Origin of the sequence: Streptomyces sp. NPDC056987 (assembly GCF_042673865.1) — a bacterium.
In the GTDB taxonomy this organism is placed as follows: domain Bacteria; phylum Actinomycetota; class Actinomycetes; order Streptomycetales; family Streptomycetaceae; genus Streptomyces.
On the sequence record NZ_JBHURV010000001.1, the window covers coordinates 300,848 to 318,149 of the forward strand.

At 69.0% G+C, this 17,302-nt stretch carries 18 protein-coding genes and 2 pseudogenes; 11 read left to right on the forward strand and 9 right to left on the reverse strand.

What is annotated here, in order from left to right:
* Positions 1-29: 29 nt before the first annotated feature.
* The 7 genes and pseudogenes from ACFTZC_RS01325 to ACFTZC_RS01355 all read right to left on the reverse strand — a co-directional run bounded on the left by ACFTZC_RS01325 (position 30) and on the right by ACFTZC_RS01355 (position 6,182).
* Positions 30-1,631, reverse strand: a complete 1,602-nt coding sequence (locus ACFTZC_RS01325) for a bifunctional 3-(3-hydroxy-phenyl)propionate/3-hydroxycinnamic acid hydroxylase (RefSeq protein WP_382885658.1) — start codon at positions 1,629-1,631, stop codon at positions 30-32.
* Positions 1,628-2,218 (reverse strand): zinc-binding dehydrogenase, encoded by a 591-nt coding sequence (locus tag ACFTZC_RS01330; protein ID WP_382886004.1) that lies wholly within the window; start codon positions 2,216-2,218, stop codon positions 1,628-1,630. The genes ACFTZC_RS01325 and ACFTZC_RS01330 overlap by 4 nt, the downstream gene beginning before the upstream one ends.
* Positions 2,219-2,340: 122 nt before the next feature.
* Positions 2,341-2,739 (reverse strand): annotated as a pseudogene (locus ACFTZC_RS01335) (alcohol dehydrogenase catalytic domain-containing protein); the annotation flags it as partial.
* A gap of 225 nt (positions 2,740-2,964) precedes the next feature.
* Positions 2,965-3,756, reverse strand: a complete 792-nt coding sequence (locus tag ACFTZC_RS01340) for a hypothetical protein (protein ID WP_382885659.1) — start codon at positions 3,754-3,756, stop codon at positions 2,965-2,967.
* 114 nt (positions 3,757-3,870) lie between these two features.
* A complete protein-coding gene (locus ACFTZC_RS01345; protein WP_382885661.1) occupies positions 3,871-4,413 on the reverse strand; it encodes a hypothetical protein in 543 nt (180 codons plus the stop codon).
* On the reverse strand, positions 4,410-5,156 hold the full coding sequence (locus ACFTZC_RS01350; protein ID WP_382885663.1) for a hypothetical protein: 747 nt from the start codon (positions 5,154-5,156) through the stop codon (positions 4,410-4,412). Before ACFTZC_RS01350 ends, ACFTZC_RS01345 begins: the two co-directional genes overlap by 4 nt.
* 225 nt (positions 5,157-5,381) lie before the next feature.
* Positions 5,382-6,182, reverse strand: a complete 801-nt coding sequence (locus ACFTZC_RS01355) for an IclR family transcriptional regulator (protein ID WP_382885665.1) — start codon at positions 6,180-6,182, stop codon at positions 5,382-5,384.
* Positions 6,183-6,294: 112 nt separating this feature from the next.
* Between ACFTZC_RS01355 and ACFTZC_RS01360 the strand changes: the two genes are divergently transcribed.
* From ACFTZC_RS01360 to ACFTZC_RS01370, 3 genes are all read left to right on the forward strand, one after another.
* Positions 6,295-6,576, forward strand: coding sequence for a nickel-binding protein (locus tag ACFTZC_RS01360; RefSeq protein WP_382885667.1), 282 nt, complete (start codon positions 6,295-6,297; stop codon positions 6,574-6,576).
* The gene (locus ACFTZC_RS01365; RefSeq protein WP_382885669.1) at positions 6,569-7,531 is read left to right on the forward strand and encodes a TAXI family TRAP transporter solute-binding subunit; all 963 of its coding nucleotides are present in this window, start codon (positions 6,569-6,571) and stop codon (positions 7,529-7,531) included. Before ACFTZC_RS01360 ends, ACFTZC_RS01365 begins: the two co-directional genes overlap by 8 nt.
* Before the next feature lie 95 nt (positions 7,532-7,626).
* The gene (locus ACFTZC_RS01370; RefSeq protein ID WP_382885671.1) at positions 7,627-7,995 is read left to right on the forward strand and encodes an antibiotic biosynthesis monooxygenase family protein; all 369 of its coding nucleotides are present in this window, start codon (positions 7,627-7,629) and stop codon (positions 7,993-7,995) included.
* A 124-nt stretch (positions 7,996-8,119) separates the two neighbouring features.
* Here ACFTZC_RS01370 and ACFTZC_RS01375 read toward each other — a convergent pair whose 3' ends face one another.
* A complete protein-coding gene (locus ACFTZC_RS01375) occupies positions 8,120-8,878 on the reverse strand; it encodes an IclR family transcriptional regulator (RefSeq protein WP_382886006.1) in 759 nt (252 codons plus the stop codon).
* A gap of 55 nt (positions 8,879-8,933) precedes the next feature.
* Positions 8,934-9,242 (reverse strand): MFS transporter, encoded by a 309-nt coding sequence (locus tag ACFTZC_RS01380; RefSeq protein WP_382885673.1) that lies wholly within the window; start codon positions 9,240-9,242, stop codon positions 8,934-8,936.
* A gap of 22 nt (positions 9,243-9,264) precedes the next feature.
* Between ACFTZC_RS01380 and ACFTZC_RS01385 the strand changes: the two are divergent.
* From ACFTZC_RS01385 to ACFTZC_RS01420, 8 genes and pseudogenes are all read left to right on the forward strand, one after another.
* Positions 9,265-10,251 (forward strand): annotated as a pseudogene (locus ACFTZC_RS01385) (IS1380 family transposase); the annotation flags it as partial.
* 974 nt (positions 10,252-11,225) lie between these two features.
* Positions 11,226-11,879, forward strand: a complete 654-nt coding sequence (locus ACFTZC_RS01390) for a site-specific integrase (RefSeq protein ID WP_382885675.1) — start codon at positions 11,226-11,228, stop codon at positions 11,877-11,879.
* A gap of 224 nt (positions 11,880-12,103) precedes the next feature.
* Complete coding sequence (pcaC, locus tag ACFTZC_RS01395; RefSeq protein WP_382885677.1) at positions 12,104-13,396, forward strand: 4-carboxymuconolactone decarboxylase; 1,293 nt, start codon at positions 12,104-12,106, stop codon at positions 13,394-13,396.
* An 84-nt stretch (positions 13,397-13,480) separates the two neighbouring features.
* Positions 13,481-14,113, forward strand: coding sequence for an MBL fold metallo-hydrolase (locus ACFTZC_RS01400; RefSeq protein WP_382885679.1), 633 nt, complete (start codon positions 13,481-13,483; stop codon positions 14,111-14,113).
* 55 nt (positions 14,114-14,168) lie between these two features.
* Positions 14,169-14,948 carry an exodeoxyribonuclease III gene (locus ACFTZC_RS01405; protein ID WP_382885681.1) on the forward strand — a complete coding sequence of 260 codons (780 nt, stop codon included), beginning with the start codon at positions 14,169-14,171 and terminating at the stop codon, positions 14,946-14,948.
* Between the two features lie 87 nt (positions 14,949-15,035).
* The gene (locus tag ACFTZC_RS01410; protein WP_382885683.1) at positions 15,036-15,473 is read left to right on the forward strand and encodes a DUF6278 family protein; all 438 of its coding nucleotides are present in this window, start codon (positions 15,036-15,038) and stop codon (positions 15,471-15,473) included.
* Between the two features lie 138 nt (positions 15,474-15,611).
* On the forward strand, positions 15,612-16,355 hold the full coding sequence (locus ACFTZC_RS01415) for an amino acid ABC transporter ATP-binding protein (RefSeq protein ID WP_382886008.1): 744 nt from the start codon (positions 15,612-15,614) through the stop codon (positions 16,353-16,355).
* Between the two features lie 26 nt (positions 16,356-16,381).
* A complete protein-coding gene (locus ACFTZC_RS01420; protein ID WP_382886010.1) occupies positions 16,382-17,299 on the forward strand; it encodes a glutamate ABC transporter substrate-binding protein in 918 nt (305 codons plus the stop codon).
* The last annotated feature ends 3 nt before the right edge of the window (positions 17,300-17,302 follow it).

A 17,302-nucleotide genomic window follows, 5' to 3' on the forward strand; every position in this document is an offset into this window, starting at 1 on the left:
ACATGGCGGTACGGGTACGTACGGGCGCGTCAGCGCAGCAGCCGGCTCAACCGGGCGGCCAACGGACGGATGTCGTCGGGGCCCATGACCGCGGCGACGTACCGGTCCGGCTTCACGAGCACGAACCTGTTGCGCGCTGTGCCGAGCACCTGTTCCAGTCGGCCGTCGGCGTCGGCGAACGCCATGCGCGGGCGGGCGTCGGCCGGGAGCCGGTCGCCGAGCACTACATCGATCAGCCGGATACGGTCCCGGCCGCCGGGCCAGGGCGGGTTGTCGAACCGGCGCCAGGCAGCGGCCGGAACGTCCACTCCCAGGAGCACCAGGCCGTCGCCGAGCACCTCGTCGAGCGGCACCGGGCGCAGGCTCGGCGGCATCAGGACGAGGGGCCGCGGCAGGGGCGTGCCCGTGAGTGGATGGCTGCCCATGACCAGGCCGGCCTGGTGCCGTGCGCGGGGCCTGAAACGCATCTCGGTCAGGTAGCGGCGCCCGGCCGGGACGCGCAGCATGGCGCGGACGGCGACATCGCGCACCAGGGCGCGCCGAGGATCGGTCGTCATCACCACGTCGCCGAGGCGTTCCGAGAAGCGGACCGTCGCCTCGGCGTGCGGGCGACGCTCGGCCTCGTACGTGTCGAGCAGCTGCTCGGTGGCCCGCCCGTGCCACATCTCGGCGACCTTCCAGGCCAGGTTCGCGGCGTCCCGGACACCGGAGTTGAGGCCCTGCCCGGCGAACGGCGGCATCATGTGCGCCGCGTCGCCCAGGAGCAGCGCCCGCCCCGAGCGCCAGCGGTCGGCCACGACGGCGTTGAAGGTGTAGCTGGTGCAGCGCTCGATCTGGTCCTCGCGCAGGTGCCGGTAGGGCGCCACGAGGCGGCGGATCGTCGCGAAGTCCGGCCGGACACCCTTCCGTCCTTCGCCGGGATGCAGCAGGAACTCGTAGCGGCATCGCCCGCCGCGGCCCGGCACGATCACCGTGGGCCGCTCGGGGGTGCCATGGTGCATGCCGTAGCGCTCGTCGTGGTGGTCGCCGACCGTTTCGACCACCAGCCACACGTCCTGGTGGCGGGTGCCGCTCATGTCGATCCCGCACAGCTCGCGCACGGTCGAGCGTCCGCCGTCACACCCCAGGACCCAGCTGACTCGGAGAGGCTCCGACGAGGCGGTGCCGGGCTCGTGACCTGCTGCGTGCAGTTCGGCCGTGACTTCGGTGCCGCTCGGGTTCTCGTGCAACGCAACCAATTCGGCGGAGAACCGGATGTCGACCTCGGGCCGGGACTTGAGGGCATCGAGGAGTACCGATTCCAGTTCGGGCTGGGCGAACTGGTTCTTGAAGGGGAAGCCGAGCCGGTACGGCTCCGAGCCGCGCGCGTGCAGGAGAGGCCTGCCCTTGCGGTCGTAGTAGCGGGTGCCTGTGCCGGGCACGACGATGTCGAGGACGTCGTCGGCGAGACCTGCTGCGTCCAGCGTGCGCAGCGACTCGTCGTCGAGACTGATGGCCTTGGCCTCGTCGCTGGTGGAGTCGTTGCGTTCGACGAGAACGACCCGGACGCCGCGGGCGGCGAGCAGGTTCGCGACGGTGAGGCCGACCGGGCCCGCGCCGACCACCAGAACGGGATCGAGCGAGGCCGTCACGGGCTGACCACCGCCATCCACATCGGCTCGGAGCGGCTCTGCATGGCCGCCACCGCCGCCTCGACGTCGGCCAACGAGAAGCGGTGGGTGATCAGTTCGTCCGCCGAGAGCGCACCGTCCGCCAACAGGGTCAGGACTTCCTGCGCGTCGGTGCGGGTGCAGGAGCGGGTGCAGACGACCTTCCAGCAGTTGACCGTGATCGCGGCCAGCGGCGGGAGCAGGGGCGAACGGTTGGCACCCATGTGCACCAGCGTGCCCCCAGGGCGGAGCGCCGCCAGGGACTGCACCGAGGCAGGGCCGTCGGGCACGTAGTCGAGGACGGCGTCGGCGCCCTCCGGAGCCAGAGCGCGCAGCGCCCGGGTGAGGCCATGGTCCGTGGACAGTCCCGCGGTAGTTCGTCGAGCGCGACAGTCTCCGTGGCCACGTCTCCTGCCAACTGCCGTACGGGGTCCAGGCGTTCGGCGCTCCGGCCGACGAGGATCAGCCGCGCGACCCCGGAGTGCGCGGCCAGCTTGATGGTGGCGGTGCCCATGGTGCCGGTCGCGGCGGTGACGACGAGCGTGCCGCCGAGGGGGAGCCGCGCGCACTTCAACGCCCGTACGGCGTTGGCCAGATCGTGGACCTTGGCGCCCACATCGAAGCCGACAGAGTCGGGCAGCGGGTCGATAAGCCAGTGCGGTACGCGGACGTATTCGGCGAGAGCGCCGTCGTGGTACTCCTCGTACAGAGGCATGGGTACGTCACCGAAGGCGGCGTGGCCGATCATCGCCTGCTGGGGGCAGAGCATGTCCCGCTCGGACCTGCAGTACACGCACGCGCGGCAGTTCAGATTGGCGTGTACCCGGACCCGCGGGCCGGCGAGATCGGCGGGTGCCCCGCTGCCGACCGCCACGACGGTTCCCGCGGCCTCGTGGCCCAGTGTGATGGGTAGATGCCGGAACGCTCCCTGGGCGAGGAGCGTCATCATGCCGGGGGCAAGCCCGGTGGACGCGATGGTGGACGCGACCCTGACCAGGACATCCTCCGAGCCCGGATCAGGTATCGCGATCTTGTTCAGGTGCACGGCACCGGAGCCCTTCAGGGCCCGGGCGGCGAGCATGGCGTTCATGGTGCACGGCTCCAAGGTGTGGGCAGGTGGCGTCAGGGCAGGGGGGGCGGCGAGCCGCTCGGGCGTGTACGGCTCAGCGATCCTCGCCGTCTCGGCGATCTGCGGCAGTTCGCGGTCCGAGTACAGGGCGATGTGCTCGCTGTTCTCCGCGCAGACGCTGGTGTGGGAGACACCTAGCGGGACGCGGACGAAGTCGCCGGGGCCGAGCTCGACGATGCCGCGCCGCTAGACCAGCGTGCGGCGGCCGGAGACCTGGTACTGGATCTCGTCCGCGTCCAGGGTGCGCCGGTAGACACGCTGGTCGGAGGCCGTGCGCCGCACTGTGCCCAGACGGAACGTGGACGAGCGGTACAGACAGGTCATGCCCGACTCGCCGGATCCGCCCAGCACTTGGAGACGTTCCTTCTCCGCGTGCACCTGTTCCAGGAGCTTCAGCTCGTCGACGGGGAATACGCCGATGTCGTGTCCGGGCATGCCCATGCACTGCGTCACCGCCTCGTTGACCTGCCCGGGCTGCCAGCCGGGGAACGGCGGGAAGACCGCCTCCGACGTGCGCGAGGCCGCCCGCTCCTCGTTGACGGGAGCGGGTGTGTAGAAGAGGAGGTGGCTCTCGCGGCGACCGTAGTTGTCGTGGGCGACGCCGCGCGGCAGACGGGAGAACTCGCCGGGACGGTGCTCGACCGTGCCAAGTTCCGTCATCAGCGTGCGCTCACCGGCGATCTGGTACGAGATCTCGTCCACGTCGCAGTTGCGGTGGTAGAAGGGCTGCCGGTTGTCCATCGTCTGCCACTCGACGCGGGCCTGCGCGCTCTCGTAGATGCCACGCGGCGGCGCGAACGGCATCGCCTCGTACTCCTGCGGGAAATGCACGACCGTCAACGACTCCTGGTCGCTCCAGAGTTTGACGGGAAAGGGATTGGGGTGCGGAGGCGACAGCAACAGATGCTCGTCGCGTTCGATGGTCCGGGACGGCTGATCGGAGCCGATGACAGCGACGACTTCAGTAACGATCCCCACGGAAACTCCTTGTGCCACTGGGGTGTTGGAGGGCGAGGGGACGGTGCGTGCGGACCGCCGGCCCCTTGGGGCGGCGATCCACACGCAGGTGGGTCGCGCTTGCCGGGCTCGCTCTCAGGCGGGCACCGGGCTCGACCAGCCGAACGCGGCGAGATCGATCTCGGGGTGCACCGTCTTGCAGGCGCCGCAGGTGCGAGCGGCCTCGTCGGCTGAGAACTTCGCGCAGGCCGCCGCGTAGAATCGGGAAGGCGTCACGTCGTTGTCGTGCTCCCACTCGAGGCGGTGCAGCTCCGTACGGCACTCCGGGCAGTACCAGACCGCCCCCTGCCGTCCGGCCTTGAGCGCCATGAACCGGATCACGGTACCGCCCTCTACGGGGACGATCTGGTGCGGGGTGCCGGCCGGGACGTAGACATGATCGCCGATGTTCATCCGGAACCGGTTCACCGAGCTGTCGCGCAGCAGCACGTCGCTGCCGCCGGACAGCTGGCTCAGCACGGTGTCCTTCTCGCAGATGAGATGGAACGGCTGCGGCAACTCGTTGTGCGACAGGTACAGCTGGGGGTCCGTGTCCGCGGGAAGTACGGGCGCGTCCGCGTAGTTGCCGAGCTCGGGGGCGACCTTGAGCGCGTGGAGCATCCGTCGGCGGTTGATCACCGTGCGGCCTCCTTGAGCGCGGGCTGCCCGGCTTCCAGCAGCGAGCGGTACGCGGCATTGGCCGCGGCGGTTTGGGCAACGGTGCGGTGCCAGCCCCAAGGGGCAGGTGCGAACGGCTTGTTGACGTGACCGCACTCCTTGCAGGTGCGCCCCGCATCCGAGTTGCGGATGTCCGCGAACCTGGCCGAGCCGACCGTCGTCGGGAACTGGTTCACGCGGTCGTCTGCCGCACCGCCGTGCCGTGCCGGGTCGTAGCCGGGCAGGCCGGGCGGTGTCGCGTCATACTCGTGCCGCACGATCTCCGCCTTGCACTCCTGACAGCGGGCGATCATTGCCTCGGACTGGTCGCCCTCCTCTGCCTGATGCTGGGTCACCACCATGAGCCCATAGGCGCCCTCCTCCTCCTCGTCGCGGAGATAGGAGTTCACGCCGTGCAGGTTCTGCGTCGCCATGATCTGCCCGGTCGCCATCACGGACTGGTGGGCACCGTAGACGACAACGACCTCGTTGACGGTGTTCCAGTGAAAGAAGTGCCCGTAGTCAGCATCCTGTCCGCCGATGAGGACCGCACCGCACGGCACGATCGCACCGGCGTGGTCGTACGGGAACAACGGCATCAGCTGACCGGCGGCCATGGCCATGTGCTCGTAAACGTTGGTCTTGAGTGGTTCGCGGTCGGGGTCGGCCGGAGAGATCTGCTGCTTCTCCTCCAGAAGGACCGCCCCAGTGGTGGGCTCGCTCATGGCTGCCCCTCTCTTCGAGAGTGTGTCACTATGCGGAACAGTGGTCGCCATTCTGGTACCAAAATCCGGAGCGTGGCAAGCGCCGGGGGTAGGCAATGTGGCTGTGCCTGCCTGGAGAGAGCGTCCCTACGGGTGTTGAACGCGCAGGTCACGCGCGGTGCGCAGACGTCGACAGCCGCCCCGGAAAGATCCGGGGCGGCTGTCGGGCGAGGTGATGCCGGCGCGTCAGTCGATGCGGTCACCCAACTCGCGGGCCACGCGGACGGTGGCCGCGGCGGCGGAGGTGATCCAGGTGTCGTCGACACGGGACTGCGGGGCTGTGGTGGCTACGGCCGCGCGGGCACGGCCGCGCTTGTCGCGGACGACCGCCGCGACCGCGCTCACATCCGCCTCGCTCTCGGCGTTGTTGACCGCGTAGCCGAGGCGGCGCACGTCGGTCAGCTGCTTGCGGAGCTCGTCACGGGTCCGGGGTGCGCGCGAGGTGGGGGTCTGCAGGTTCTCCGTGGGGTAGCGGGCCGCGAGTTCGTCGTCGTCGAGCTCGGCAAGCAGGGCTTTGCCCGCCGCGGTCGCATGGGCCGGGAGCGTCCAGCCGGTCCGGCTGCCCGTGCGCACGACCTGGTTGCTCTCGACGCTGTCGACGTACAGAACCTCCGCCCCACGCAGGGTCGCGAGGTGAACGGTTTCGTCAGTTTCGTCGCGCAGGCGGGTCAGGGCGCCGTGGGCGAGGGTGCGGATGTCCATGTTGGCGACGACCGACAGCCCGATGTCGACGAGCACGGGCCCCGGCTTGTACGCGCGGGAGAAGTCGTCCTGCACCACGAACCGGTGGTGGCTGAGCGTGGCCAGCATTCGGTGGACTGTCGATCGGGACAGGCCCATGTCGCGGGCCACCTGATTGACCCGGATCATCTCGTGGTCCTCGAAGAGTCGCAGCAGGCGCAGCACGTTGTCGACCGCCCCGATCAGGCCGGCCGGACGGCTCTCGCTGCCGGTTTCATCGCTGCTGGTCCCCGTTTTTCGGTCCACGCAGAGCACAGTAGCGCAGAGATTTCCATCTTCCCCGCCCTTGCGATTATGTTCCTGTGAGCGGGACAGTGTTCTGTATCGTGACACATTGCAAGGATGAGGGAGTCTTGCCATGCCTCTGTACGTGAGCCTTCACCAGGCCCCGGGCCTGTCGGTCGAGGAGATTGCCGGGAACGCGCCGGAAGTCGCTCAGCAGGTCCACGCGACCTTCCGGCAGCTGTACGTGAACACCGACTCCGGGTTCATCGTCTCGGTCTATGAGGCCGACAGTGCCAAGGCCCTGGAGGAGGAGTTCGAGCGGATCGGTTTCCCCTTCGGCTCCATCAACGAGGTCGACTTCACGCAGAATGCCGCGGAGCTGGCCGAAATGGTGGGGCAGGGTGGCCATGTCTGAGGCGCCCGTTCTGAAGAACCCGATCACGCTCCAGTTCCGTGGTGACTGGGGTCAGGCGAACCTCCACCGGATCTGCGGCTGGCTGGCCCAGGAGATCGGCGACCGGGCCCCAGAGGGATCCCGCTTCGGCATCTGGAACGGCCGAGGCGGTATCGACCAGATCCAGGCGCTGCAGGCGGGTGAGGTCGATATCGCCCTCGTCACGCCGACCGCCGCCGTGCAGATGCTGGATCGTGCGGGGAAGGCGAAGGGGCTTGCCTCGCTCGGCGTGGTCGGCCAGCGCGACCGTCTGGTCGTTGCGGTCGACGCGTCCCTTCCGGTCAGTACGGTCTCTGAACTCGCCTCCATCGCCGACCAGTTGACCGTGGCCACCTCGCAGGACGACGGCGTGAACCTCATCGGTCTGGCCGCCCACAAGGCGCTGCGCATTGCCGGAGTCGACCCCGAGAAGCTGAACTTCTTCTACGACGAGCGCCCTTTCCCGCCGCTGGAGCACTTCATCGCGGGCAAGTCGAACGTCCTCGTCCACGAAGCGGTCATGACGCCGCGCTGGCAGCAGCTGGACCGCGTACGCCCGGTCAAGTACCTGCCCTGGGGCGACGAGGTCCTACAGGCCTTCGCGGCCGAAGGGTGGCAGGACGCGATCGTCGAAGCGGGCTACTTCCCCGGACAGACCGAGGACCTGCGCACCCTCGACTTCTCAGACTTCGCGGTGCTGTGCCGCCAGGACATGGACGACGACGTCGCCGCCCTCGTCACCTGGTGCATGGTGATGACGCGCCGGGCCCTGGAGGTGCAGTACGCGCACCTGCCGGCCGACCACTCGCCGGTCACGTATCCGCTCGTCCCGGCTGACATGGCACGCACGCCCCTGTCGCTGCACCCCGCCGCGGCGCGGACCTACGAGGCGCTGGGGGACAGCGAACTGTCCGACGGTGCCCCGGTATGGAAGTGACCTCGCCGGGACCGGCGGGGCGCTGTTCGTAGCAAGGTACCTCCACCCGCGGCGATCCGTCGCGGGCCCACCCTGAGGGACAAGGAGCAGGAATCATGATCGAGATGGCCAATCTCGACGAGGCGATTCCGTACCCGAAGCAACTCCAGGGAAAGGAAGGACCCGTCGTCCTGATCAACACCTCCGTGGCCCCCGAGGGGAAGGTCGACGAGGTGCTGGCGGCGTGGAAGACCGACTCCCAGCACTTCCAGAAGCAGCCTGGGTTCATCTCGACCCAACTGCACCGCGGCACCGGCGGAAGCCGCGTTCTGGTGAACGTCGCGGTCTGGGAGTCGACAGCTCAACTGGCCGCAGCCGTCGGCACAGAGGCGTTCCGGAAGTCGTTGGCCAACTACCCGGACGGAACGGTCTCCCACCCGCACGTCTTCCAAAAGGTCGCGGGAGAAGGTGTCTGCGTCGCTTGATCCAAGAGTGAGCGCGGTGACGTCCGCCGTGGGGGAAGGGGCGCAGAGCTGTCGGTGGTTCTGCGCCCCTGTGGCGTGTAAGAGACGGCGGGTGCGGCGGCCTTGCGTGTTCGTGCGGCCGTGGCTACGAAGCAGTGGTGGCGGAGGTGTGACCGATGCCGGCGGAGACGGCGGCAGTCGTATCACAGAGCTCCCGGGCGAGTTGAGCGATTGCAGCCTCGGTTGCATGGCGGGCAGGCAGAACGAGGGCCACGACAAGGGGAAGTGAATCGCCCGTCGTGAAAACCGGGGCCGCTACGGAGGAGACCCCCGGGACCACCCCGCCCGACGTGACCGCGAAGCCCTGCATGCGTACTTCTTCCTTGAGGGCCTCGATCTCGGCGTCCGACAAGTCGGCCTGCGCGGCGGTGTCGGCCTGCTCGCGCAGGACGGGCTCGGTCAGCACGGTCGGCAGATGGGCCAGGTACACGCGGCCGATGGAGGACGTGAGCATCGGCATGGTCGCCCCGACCCGCACGGTGATGGGCAGGGCGTAGGAGCCGTAGTTCCAGCGGACGACGACGGGGCCGTGGTCGCCCCACACGGCGAGGTTGACGGCGTGGCCGGTCCGGTCACGCAGGCCAGGCAGGTACTCGGAGGCCAGGCCGACCTCGTCCATGCGGCGCAGCGCCTCCGTGCCCAGACGCCGCATGGAGGGACCGAAGTCGTAGAGAGCGGAACTCGGCGACTGGGAGACGAAGCCGATACGGCCGAGGCTGACCAGATACCGGTGGATCTTGCTGGGCTGCATCCCGCTCATGGCGGCTAGCTGGGTCAGGCTGGCCGGGCCGGCCTTGCGTTCGAGCGCCTGCAGAACCGTCATCGCGATCTCGACGGACTGGATCCCCTGGCGCGCCTACGGCTCGCGTTTGCTTGTTGGGTCCGCTGACACGGCTGAACTATAACGACCGGCTGCGCACTGCGGGGACGCACGCAGCCAACACGGCCCCGATGACCCCGGGAACGGCGAACAGGTAGAAGTTCCAGCGCGCGTCGAGGCCGCAGGAGAGGATCCAGCCTCCGAGGGATGGGCCGAGGATGGCGCCGAGCCGCCCGATCGACAGCGCCCAGCCAATGCCGGGGCCACGGAGCTCGTCCGGGTAGCGCGTGACGACCAATGCGTTGGCGAGAGTCTGCGAGCCGATGAACCCGAAGCCGCTGCTGAACATCAATACGAGCAGCAGTACGAGCGGGGGTTTGCCACTCATGGCCAGCGCCGTCCAGGCCGGCGGACGAGAACTTCCCGGCCTGGTCCTGGACCTCGACGCCACGCTGATCACCTCCCACTCGGAAAAGGAACAGGCCGCGCCCACTTACAAAGGCGGCTTCGGCTTTCATCCGCTGCTGTGTTTCCTCGCGAACACCGGCGAGGCCATGTCCGGCCGGCTGCGGCCCGGCAACTCCGGAGCCAACACCGCCGCCGATCACATCGCGGTGCTGGACGACGCCCTCGCACAGATCCCCGACGCTCACCGGTACGGCACCCAGATCCTGGTCCGCGCCGACAGCGCCGGATCCGCGAAAGCCTTCCTCACCCACATCCGGACCTTGCGCGAGCACGGGTTGAACCTGCGGTTCTCGGTCGGATACGCCATCACCGAGCCAGTCCGTCGCGCAATCCGCTCACTGCCCGAAGCTCTCTGGCATCCTGCCTTGGACCAGAACGGGACACTGCGCGACGGGGCCGAGGTCGCCGAACTGACCGGCATGGTCGACCTCGCCGGTTACCCGGCCGGCACCCGCATCACCGTGCGGCGCGAACGACCGCACCCCGGCGCCCAGCTGTCCCTGTTCGATCAGGACGAGGGCCTGCGGCACCAGGTATTCCTTACCGATACCCCTTACTCCGGCGGCGGTTCCGCGCAGTTCCTTGAGGTCCGCCACCGCGGTCACGCCACCGTCGAGGACCACATCCGGTGCGGCAAGAACACTGGCTTCGGCCGCTTTCCTTCCCGCCATTTCGACGTCAACGCCACCTGGCTCGAACTCAGCCTCACGGCGATCGATCTCCTCGCCTGGACCCGCGTCCTCCTGCTGGACGGCGAACTCGCCGCCGCCGAACCCAAGAAACTTCGCTACCGGCTGCTACACGTTGCCGCGCGCCTCACTCGCGGTGGACGCCGCCTCCGCCTGCGGATCTCGGCGACCTGGGCCTGGAGACACGAACTGGCCACGGCATTCCACCGCCTCGCCGCACTGCCCCGACCGGTTGACTGATCTGCGGCCCCCCGCCCGCCCACGATCCGAAGGACCCGGAGAACCCGACCATTGCGCCGGGACTCCACCATACCCAGGCAACAGAATCGCCTCGACCACCCAACAGTTGGTGACCAACGCAGCCACCTCAGCCCAACCGAAACGGCGAGGCTAATACCACGTCGACTGTCCGCGCGGCCTTGCAGCGCCGCGCCCCTGGCACTGGAAAAGGATCACGTAGCTCTCGCGGACTCCGCGACACTCAGGCGCTGTAGCCCGGCTACTGCACTCCGGGTTCCAAATTGCTGAGACTTGGGCGATCCACGAGTACGCCTTGCAGCACAGCCAGTGACTCCGGCGCCGCTTCCGTCGCGGCGGCTGTGGGATCGGCCGTGTTCCAGAAATAGCGCCGACCGCCCGAAGGGCGGTACTGGACGTACTCGGGCGACTCCGACAACGCGGCGAGTGTGCATGCCGGACGCCGCCGGGCAGGCGGGGCTTCTAAAACATGGCCTAATCGTCCGGGCTGATCGCTTGCGCCGTGCACACTCGGCACCACGGTGCGACCGAGCCAGGCGAACGCGGAGCATGCCCGGCCCTGCTCCTCACTGAAGGAATCGCCGCATGATATTTCCTTTGTTCTTTCCTCGGACTGTCATTCGCCGACGGTAGACGAGAAAGAACCCCGAAGGACTGGAACCTGCTCCGGAACCATGTCAACGTACAACGTCCCGGAAGAAACCAGGTCAGTGAGGGTATCCAGGCTTTGAGTCGACCTGCGGACAGGTCGGCCATGACTCTGGCCGGTACCTCATGCTGCTCGGCCTCATCGCAGAGCCCCCAACTCGAGGAGGTCCCTTTCGAATGCTGTACTCCGATCTGCCCGATTCATCGCCCCCATCCGCTTGGCACATGGCGTGCTGTATGCCTAGTAGATTCTGGCTGTATATGGAATCACGGGGGAACGGCTCTATGCTCCACTTTTGCTATCCCTCATGGGGTTGCGCCCCGCTGAAGTCTGTGGACTGCGGTGGGAGGATGTCGACCTCGACAACGCCACGATCGCTATTGCCAACACGCGGACGATGATGGGTAATCGATACGTTGTGGAGAAGGATACTAAGTCTATGGCTGGCGAACGTGAACTTCCGTTGCCCACCCCGGTGCTTTCTGCTCTCAAAGCGTTCAAAGCTCTCCAGGCCAGGGAGAAGCTAATTGCGGGGGAAGCGTACGCGGGCTCTGGGTACGTTCTGGTGCACGAGACCGGAGAAGCTTTCACGATCAAGCAGCTCCGTCGACGCGCGTACCGGCTCATGGAGATCCTTGGTCTCCGCCGAGTTCGTATCTACGACGCTCGTTCCTCTTGCTTTACCTATCTGGCCAACAAGGGTGTGCCGGACCACATCCTTGCGCGGTGGGCCGGACACACGAATGTGAAGACCACCAACCGACGACGGGGATCCGAGGCTCGGCGCCTGGTTGTGGATGGAAGCTGTAAGCAGGAGGCTGCCTGGCTACGGCTCAGCAGCCTACTGGGGGAAAGTCAATTCGCTCCCCGGGTAGTGCGCAGGCCGCTGGTAGGCGAGATGTCAGAAGGTTCCGAAGTGAGTGATGCCGAGCCTGGGGGCGCCGCCGCGTGCTGCACCTGACCAGCTGGGAGGCCGTGGTCAAGGAGAAGGTTGTTCGAGGCCGGGACTGGGAGAAGGGGGCCAGACGGCCGCACTCCGGGCCGGTCACGTGATGATGCCGGAGAACGTGTACGTGGACCCTTGAGGACTCAGGCGGTGCAGGACCTGTCGTCGCGAGGTGAACAAAAGCCGATGAGCTTGCCCTGGCCACGTGAGATCTCGTGAGACATGAGAGGGTCGGGCGGGTGAGCGAGACACCACCGAAGACCCTGCAATACCGCCTTGACGGGCCCCAAGAAGCCCCTGTGCTGGTTGTGGGCCCCTCCTTGGGTACCACATGGCACATGTGGGACCGCCAGGTGCCCGAGCTGACCCGCCAGTGGCGGGTGTTCCGTTACGACCTGCCCGGTCACGGCGGCGCGCCGGCCCACCCCGCCACCAGCGTTCCCGAGCTGGCCCAGCGGCTGCTGGCCACCCTCGACGGGCTCGGCGTCCAGCGCTTCGGTTACGTGGGCTGCTCCATCGCCGGGGCCATCGGCGCCGAACTGGCGCTGCGCCGCCCCGACCGGGTCGCCTCGCTCGCCCTGGTCGCGGCCTCGCCCCGGTTCGGCACGGCCGACGAGTTCCGCCAGCGCGGGGTGATCGTCCGGGCCAACGGGCTCGACCCGATGGCCCGGACCGCGCCCGAGCGCTGGTTCACGCCGGGCTTCGCCGCGGCCCAGCCCGCCATCGTCGAATGGGCCGTCCAGATGGTCCGTACGACCGACCCCGGCTGCTACATCGCCGCCTGCGAGGCGCTCGCCGCCTTCGACATCCGCGCCGAGCTGGGCCGTATCACCGTGCCCACGCTCGTCCTGGTCGGTGCCGAGGACCAGGTCACCGGGCCCGCCGAGGCGCGCACCCTGGTCGCGGGGATACCCGACGCCCGGCTCGCGCTGGTCCCCGGGGCCTCGCACCTGGCGCCCGTCGAGCAGCCCGCCGCCGTCACCGACCTGCTCGTGCACCATTTCGCCACCGCCTGGTACAACCCGTCCGACACCGCCACCGGCCTGACCGTGATGCCCGACCGGCCCGACCGGCCCTCCGTCTCCGTGACGGTCGGCCCGGTCGCCGAGATCGCCCCCGCCGAGCAGCCCCAGGCCGTCGCCTCCGGGCGCGCCGACCCGTTCGAGGCGGGGATGCTGGTCCGCAGACAGGTCCTGGGCGACGCGCACGTGGACCGCGCCATGGCCGCCGCGGACGAGTTCGCCGGCGACTTCCAGGAGCTGATCACCCGCTACGCCTGGGGCGAGGTGTGGACCAGGGACGGCCTGGACCGCCGGACCCGCAGCGCGGTGACGCTGACCGCGCTCGTCGCGGGCGGCCACATGGAGGAGCTGGCCTTCCACACCCGGGCCGCGCTGCGCAACGGCCTCACCCCCGCCGAGATCAAGGAAGTACTGATCCAGACGGCCGTGTACTGCGGGGTTCCGGCGGCGAACACCGCGTTCCGCGTGGCCAGAACCGTGATCCAGGAGGAGACCCGGCCGGAGGCGTAGCAGGATGGCCGGTGAGGGCGCACAGAGGGGGACAGCGGTTCGACAGGGAACGGTTCGGAACAGGGAACAGGGAGGCGGTCAGCGGTGAGGCTCACCAAGAAGACGCACGCTTGTGTCCGGCTGGAGAAGGACGGGCGCACGCTCGTCATCGACCCCGGGACGTTCACGGAGGAGGACGCGACACACGGCGCGGACGTCCTCCTCGTCACGCACGAGCACCTCGACCACTTCAACGAGGACCGGCTGCGGGCCGGTCTGGAGGCCAACCCGGGGGCCGAGCTGTGGACGCTGCGCAGCGTCGCCGAGCGGATGTCCGCCGCCTTCCCCGGCCGGGTCCACACGGTGGGGCACGGAGACGCCTTCGACGCGGCGGGCTTCGCCGTACGGGTCTACGGGGAACTGCACGCCGTGATCCACCCGGACATCCCCCGGATCACCAACGTCGGCTTTCTCGTGGACGGCGCGGTCTTCCACCCCGGCGACGCGCTCACCGTGCCCGACCACCCGGTGGAGACGCTCCTGCTGCCCGTCCAGGCGCCGTGGAGCAAGATCTCCGAGGTGATCGAGTACGTACGCGAGGTCAAGCCCGTGCGCGCCTTCGACATCCACGACGCGCTGCTCACGGACCTCGCCCGGCCCATCTACGACACGCAGATCGGCTCGCTGGGCGGCGCCGACCACGGCAGGCTCGCCCCCGGCGCCTCGGCCGAGCTGTAGCCGCCGGTGGGGCTGTCGGCCCCGGCTGTCGTACCCCGCCGATAGGCTGTCACGCATGCGCATCGCCACCTGGAACGTCAATTCGATCACCGCCCGGCTGCCCCGGCTGCTGGCCTGGCTGGAGAGCAGCGGCACGGACGTGCTCTGCGTCCAGGAGACCAAGTGCGGCGAGGAGCAGTTCCCCGCCGAGCCGCTGCGGGAGGCGGGGTACGAATCGGCGGTGCACGCCACCGGCCGGTGGAACGGGGTGGCGCTGATCTCCCGGGCCGGCCTGGCCGACGTGGTCAAGGGGCTGCCCGGCGGCCCGGAGTACGAGGGCGTCGCGGAGCCGCGCGCCATCTCCGCGACCTGCGGCCCGGTCCGGCTCTGGTCGGTCTACGTCCCGAACGGCCGCGAGGTCGGCCACGACCACTACGCGTACAAGCTGCGCTGGCTGGAGGCGCTGCGCGACGCGGTGACCGAGGACGCGGCCGGCCCCCGCCCCTTCGCCGTCCTCGGCGACTTCAACGTCGCCCCGGCCGACGAGGACGTGTGGGACCTGTCCCGCTTCGAGGGCGCCACCCACGTCACGCCCGCCGAGCGCGCCGCGCTGGCCGCGCTGCGCGAGCGGGGGCTCGGCGACGTGGTGCCCCGCCCGCTCAAGTACGACCGCCCGTACACCTACTGGGACTACCGCGAGCTGGGCTTCCCGAAGAACCGGGGCATGCGTATCGACCTGGTGTACGGGAACGGACCGTTCGCGGGCGCCGTCAAGGACAGTTACGTGGACCGTGAGGAGCGCAAGGGCAAGGGCGCCTCGGACCACGCCCCGGTCGTGGTCGACCTCGACGTCTGAGCCGTCGCCCCGGACGCGGCCGTTCCGGACGTGGGCGTTCCGCGCGCCCTGTGGTGCCCCGACGGGGGGAGTGGCACGCTGAGCGGTATGAATTTCTCCTTTCTGGACAACTGGCGCAAGCGGCGTGACGGCGCGGACGGGGCGCCGCTCTCCTCCGCGGTCGGGGAGCCGGAAGGGGTGGCGGAACTCCTCTCCGAGTGTGAGCTGCTGCGCGCCAGAGCGGGGCGGCACGGTCTGGAACTGGACGACTCCCCGGCCTCGTTGGAGGCACTCGATCAGCTGCCGCCGCGCTGGCGCGACGATCCGGAGGAGCTGCCCTGGCTCGGCAACGACGCGGGCCTCTACCTGGGCACGGTGCTCGTCCGCACCGTCCCCGGCGCCGTCTGGCACATCGGGCCGGACGGTCACCCCGTCGTGCGGCTGGTGTCCGGCCGGGAGATCGAGGTGGTCGAGGCGGGCCAGGAGTGGGCCGCCACCGGGGCGCCCGAGCTGTCCCAGGTCTACGCGGAGGCGGCCGAGGCCTGACCCCGGGCGGCGTTCTGCAGTAAATACGGGTTATGTCCCCTCTCGCCGTGCCATGCGTGTCGTACGCGAAGTCCCTTGGCGGGCTGGATAGTTTGCGCTGACCTCGACACAGCCGAGAGTGAGTGGGTGGGGCAGCGTATGGCCGGCGATCCGTTGATCGAGCTGCGTGATGTCAACAAGTACTTCGGGCAGTTGCACGTCCTCCAGAACATCGACCTCACGGTCGACCGGGGCGAGGTCGTCGTGGTCATCGGACCCTCGGGTTCCGGCAAGTCCACGCTCTGCCGCACGATGAACCGCCTGGAGACCATCGACTCGGGCCGGATCACCATCGACGGCAGCCCCCTGCCCGCCGAGGGCCGCGGACTCGCCCGGCTCCGTACCGAAGTGGGCATGGTCTTCCAGTCGTTCAACCTCTTCGCGCACAAGACCGTGCTCGCCAACGTCTCCCTCGCGCAGACCAAGGTCCGCAAGCGCAAGAAGGAGGACGCCGACCGGCGTTCCCGGGAACTCCTCGACCGCGTCGGCCTCGCCGACCAGGCCGGCAAGCTGCCCGCGCAGCTCTCCGGCGGCCAGCAGCAGCGCGTCGCCATCGCCCGCGCGCTCGCCATGGACCCCAAGGCGCTCCTCTTCGACGAGCCCACCTCGGCGCTCGACCCGGAGATGATCAACGAAGTCCTCGAAGTGATGCGCCAACTCGCGGGCGAGGGCATGACCATGGTCGTCGTCACCCACGAGATGGGCTTCGCCCGCTCCGCCGCCAACCGCGTCGTCTTCATGGCCGACGGCCGCATCGTCGAGGACCTCACCCCGGAGGACTTCTTCACCGCCCCCGCGAGCGAGCGGGCCAAGGACTTCCTCTCCAAGATCCTCAAGCACTGACGGGGGTGCGGTCCGTGAGACACCCGCTGGCACGTCCGCTGCTCCGCCTCGGCGCGGCGCTCGTACTGATCCTCCTCGTCCCCCTGGTGGCGGCGTGCGGCAAGCCCGGCAGCCCGCCCGTCAAGGGCCCCCGCCCCGAGGCGCTGCCCCACTACCACGTCGACCGGGGCTTCCGCCTCCCCTCCTCGCCCACCTGGGAGAAGGCCAAGCGCCGCGGCTATCTGATCGTCGGGGCCAAGGAGGACCAGCCGTACATGGGCGAGAAGGACCCCGCCACCGGCGTCTACTCCGGCTTCGACATCGAGATCGCCAAGATGATGTCGGCGTCCCTCGGCTTCGACCCCGCCACCATCCGGTTCCGCACCATCGCCTCCGCCAACCGCGAGACCGCCCTCCAGAACGGACAGATCGACTACTACGTCGGCACCTACACCATCAACGAGAACCGCAAGAAACTCGTCGGCTTCGCCGGCCCCTACTACATGGCCGGCCAGTCCCTCCTCGTCCGCACCGACGAGCACGGCATCGAGGGGCCCCGGGACCTCGACGGCAAGCGCGTCTGCTCCGCCTCCGGCTCCACCCCGTACCAGCGCATCCAGCAGGACTACCCGCGCGTCCAGCTCGTCGGGTACGACACCTACTCCGCCTGCGTCGACAACCTGCTGACCTACCAGGTCGCCGCCGTCACCACCGACGACACCATCCTCCAGGGATACGCCGCCAAGGTGCCCCACGAACTGAAGGTCGTCGGCAAGCCCTTCTCCAAGGAGCCGTACGGCATCGGCGTCCCCCGCTCCGACAACGCGCTGCGCCTCGCGCTCGACGACGCCCTCGCCGTCCACGAGCGCAACGGCGACTGGCAGAAGGCGTACGACGCGACCCTCGGCCTCTCCGGCCGCAAGGCGACCCCGCCGCCGCCCATCGACCGCTACCCGGCGAGCTGAGGC

Bases quoted from the DNA above. Each gene is read 5' to 3' on its own strand.
- ACFTZC_RS01350 (WP_382885663.1), bottom strand. From the start codon at position 5,156: ATGAGCGAGCCCACCACTGGGGCGGTCCTTCTGGAGGAGAAGCAGCAG.
- ACFTZC_RS01360 (WP_382885667.1), top strand. From the start codon at position 6,295: ATGCCTCTGTACGTGAGCCTTCACCAGGCCCCGGGCCTGTCGGTCGAG.
- ACFTZC_RS01365 (WP_382885669.1), top strand. From the start codon at position 6,569: ATGTCTGAGGCGCCCGTTCTGAAGAACCCGATCACGCTCCAGTTCCGT.
- ACFTZC_RS01370 (WP_382885671.1), top strand. From the start codon at position 7,627: ATGATCGAGATGGCCAATCTCGACGAGGCGATTCCGTACCCGAAGCAA.
- ACFTZC_RS01380 (WP_382885673.1), bottom strand. From the start codon at position 9,242: ATGAGTGGCAAACCCCCGCTCGTACTGCTGCTCGTATTGATGTTCAGC.
- ACFTZC_RS01390 (WP_382885675.1), top strand. From the start codon at position 11,226: ATGGGGTTGCGCCCCGCTGAAGTCTGTGGACTGCGGTGGGAGGATGTC.
- ACFTZC_RS01405 (WP_382885681.1), top strand. From the start codon at position 14,169: ATGCGCATCGCCACCTGGAACGTCAATTCGATCACCGCCCGGCTGCCC.
- ACFTZC_RS01410 (WP_382885683.1), top strand. From the start codon at position 15,036: ATGAATTTCTCCTTTCTGGACAACTGGCGCAAGCGGCGTGACGGCGCG.
- ACFTZC_RS01415 (WP_382886008.1), top strand. From the start codon at position 15,612: ATGGCCGGCGATCCGTTGATCGAGCTGCGTGATGTCAACAAGTACTTC.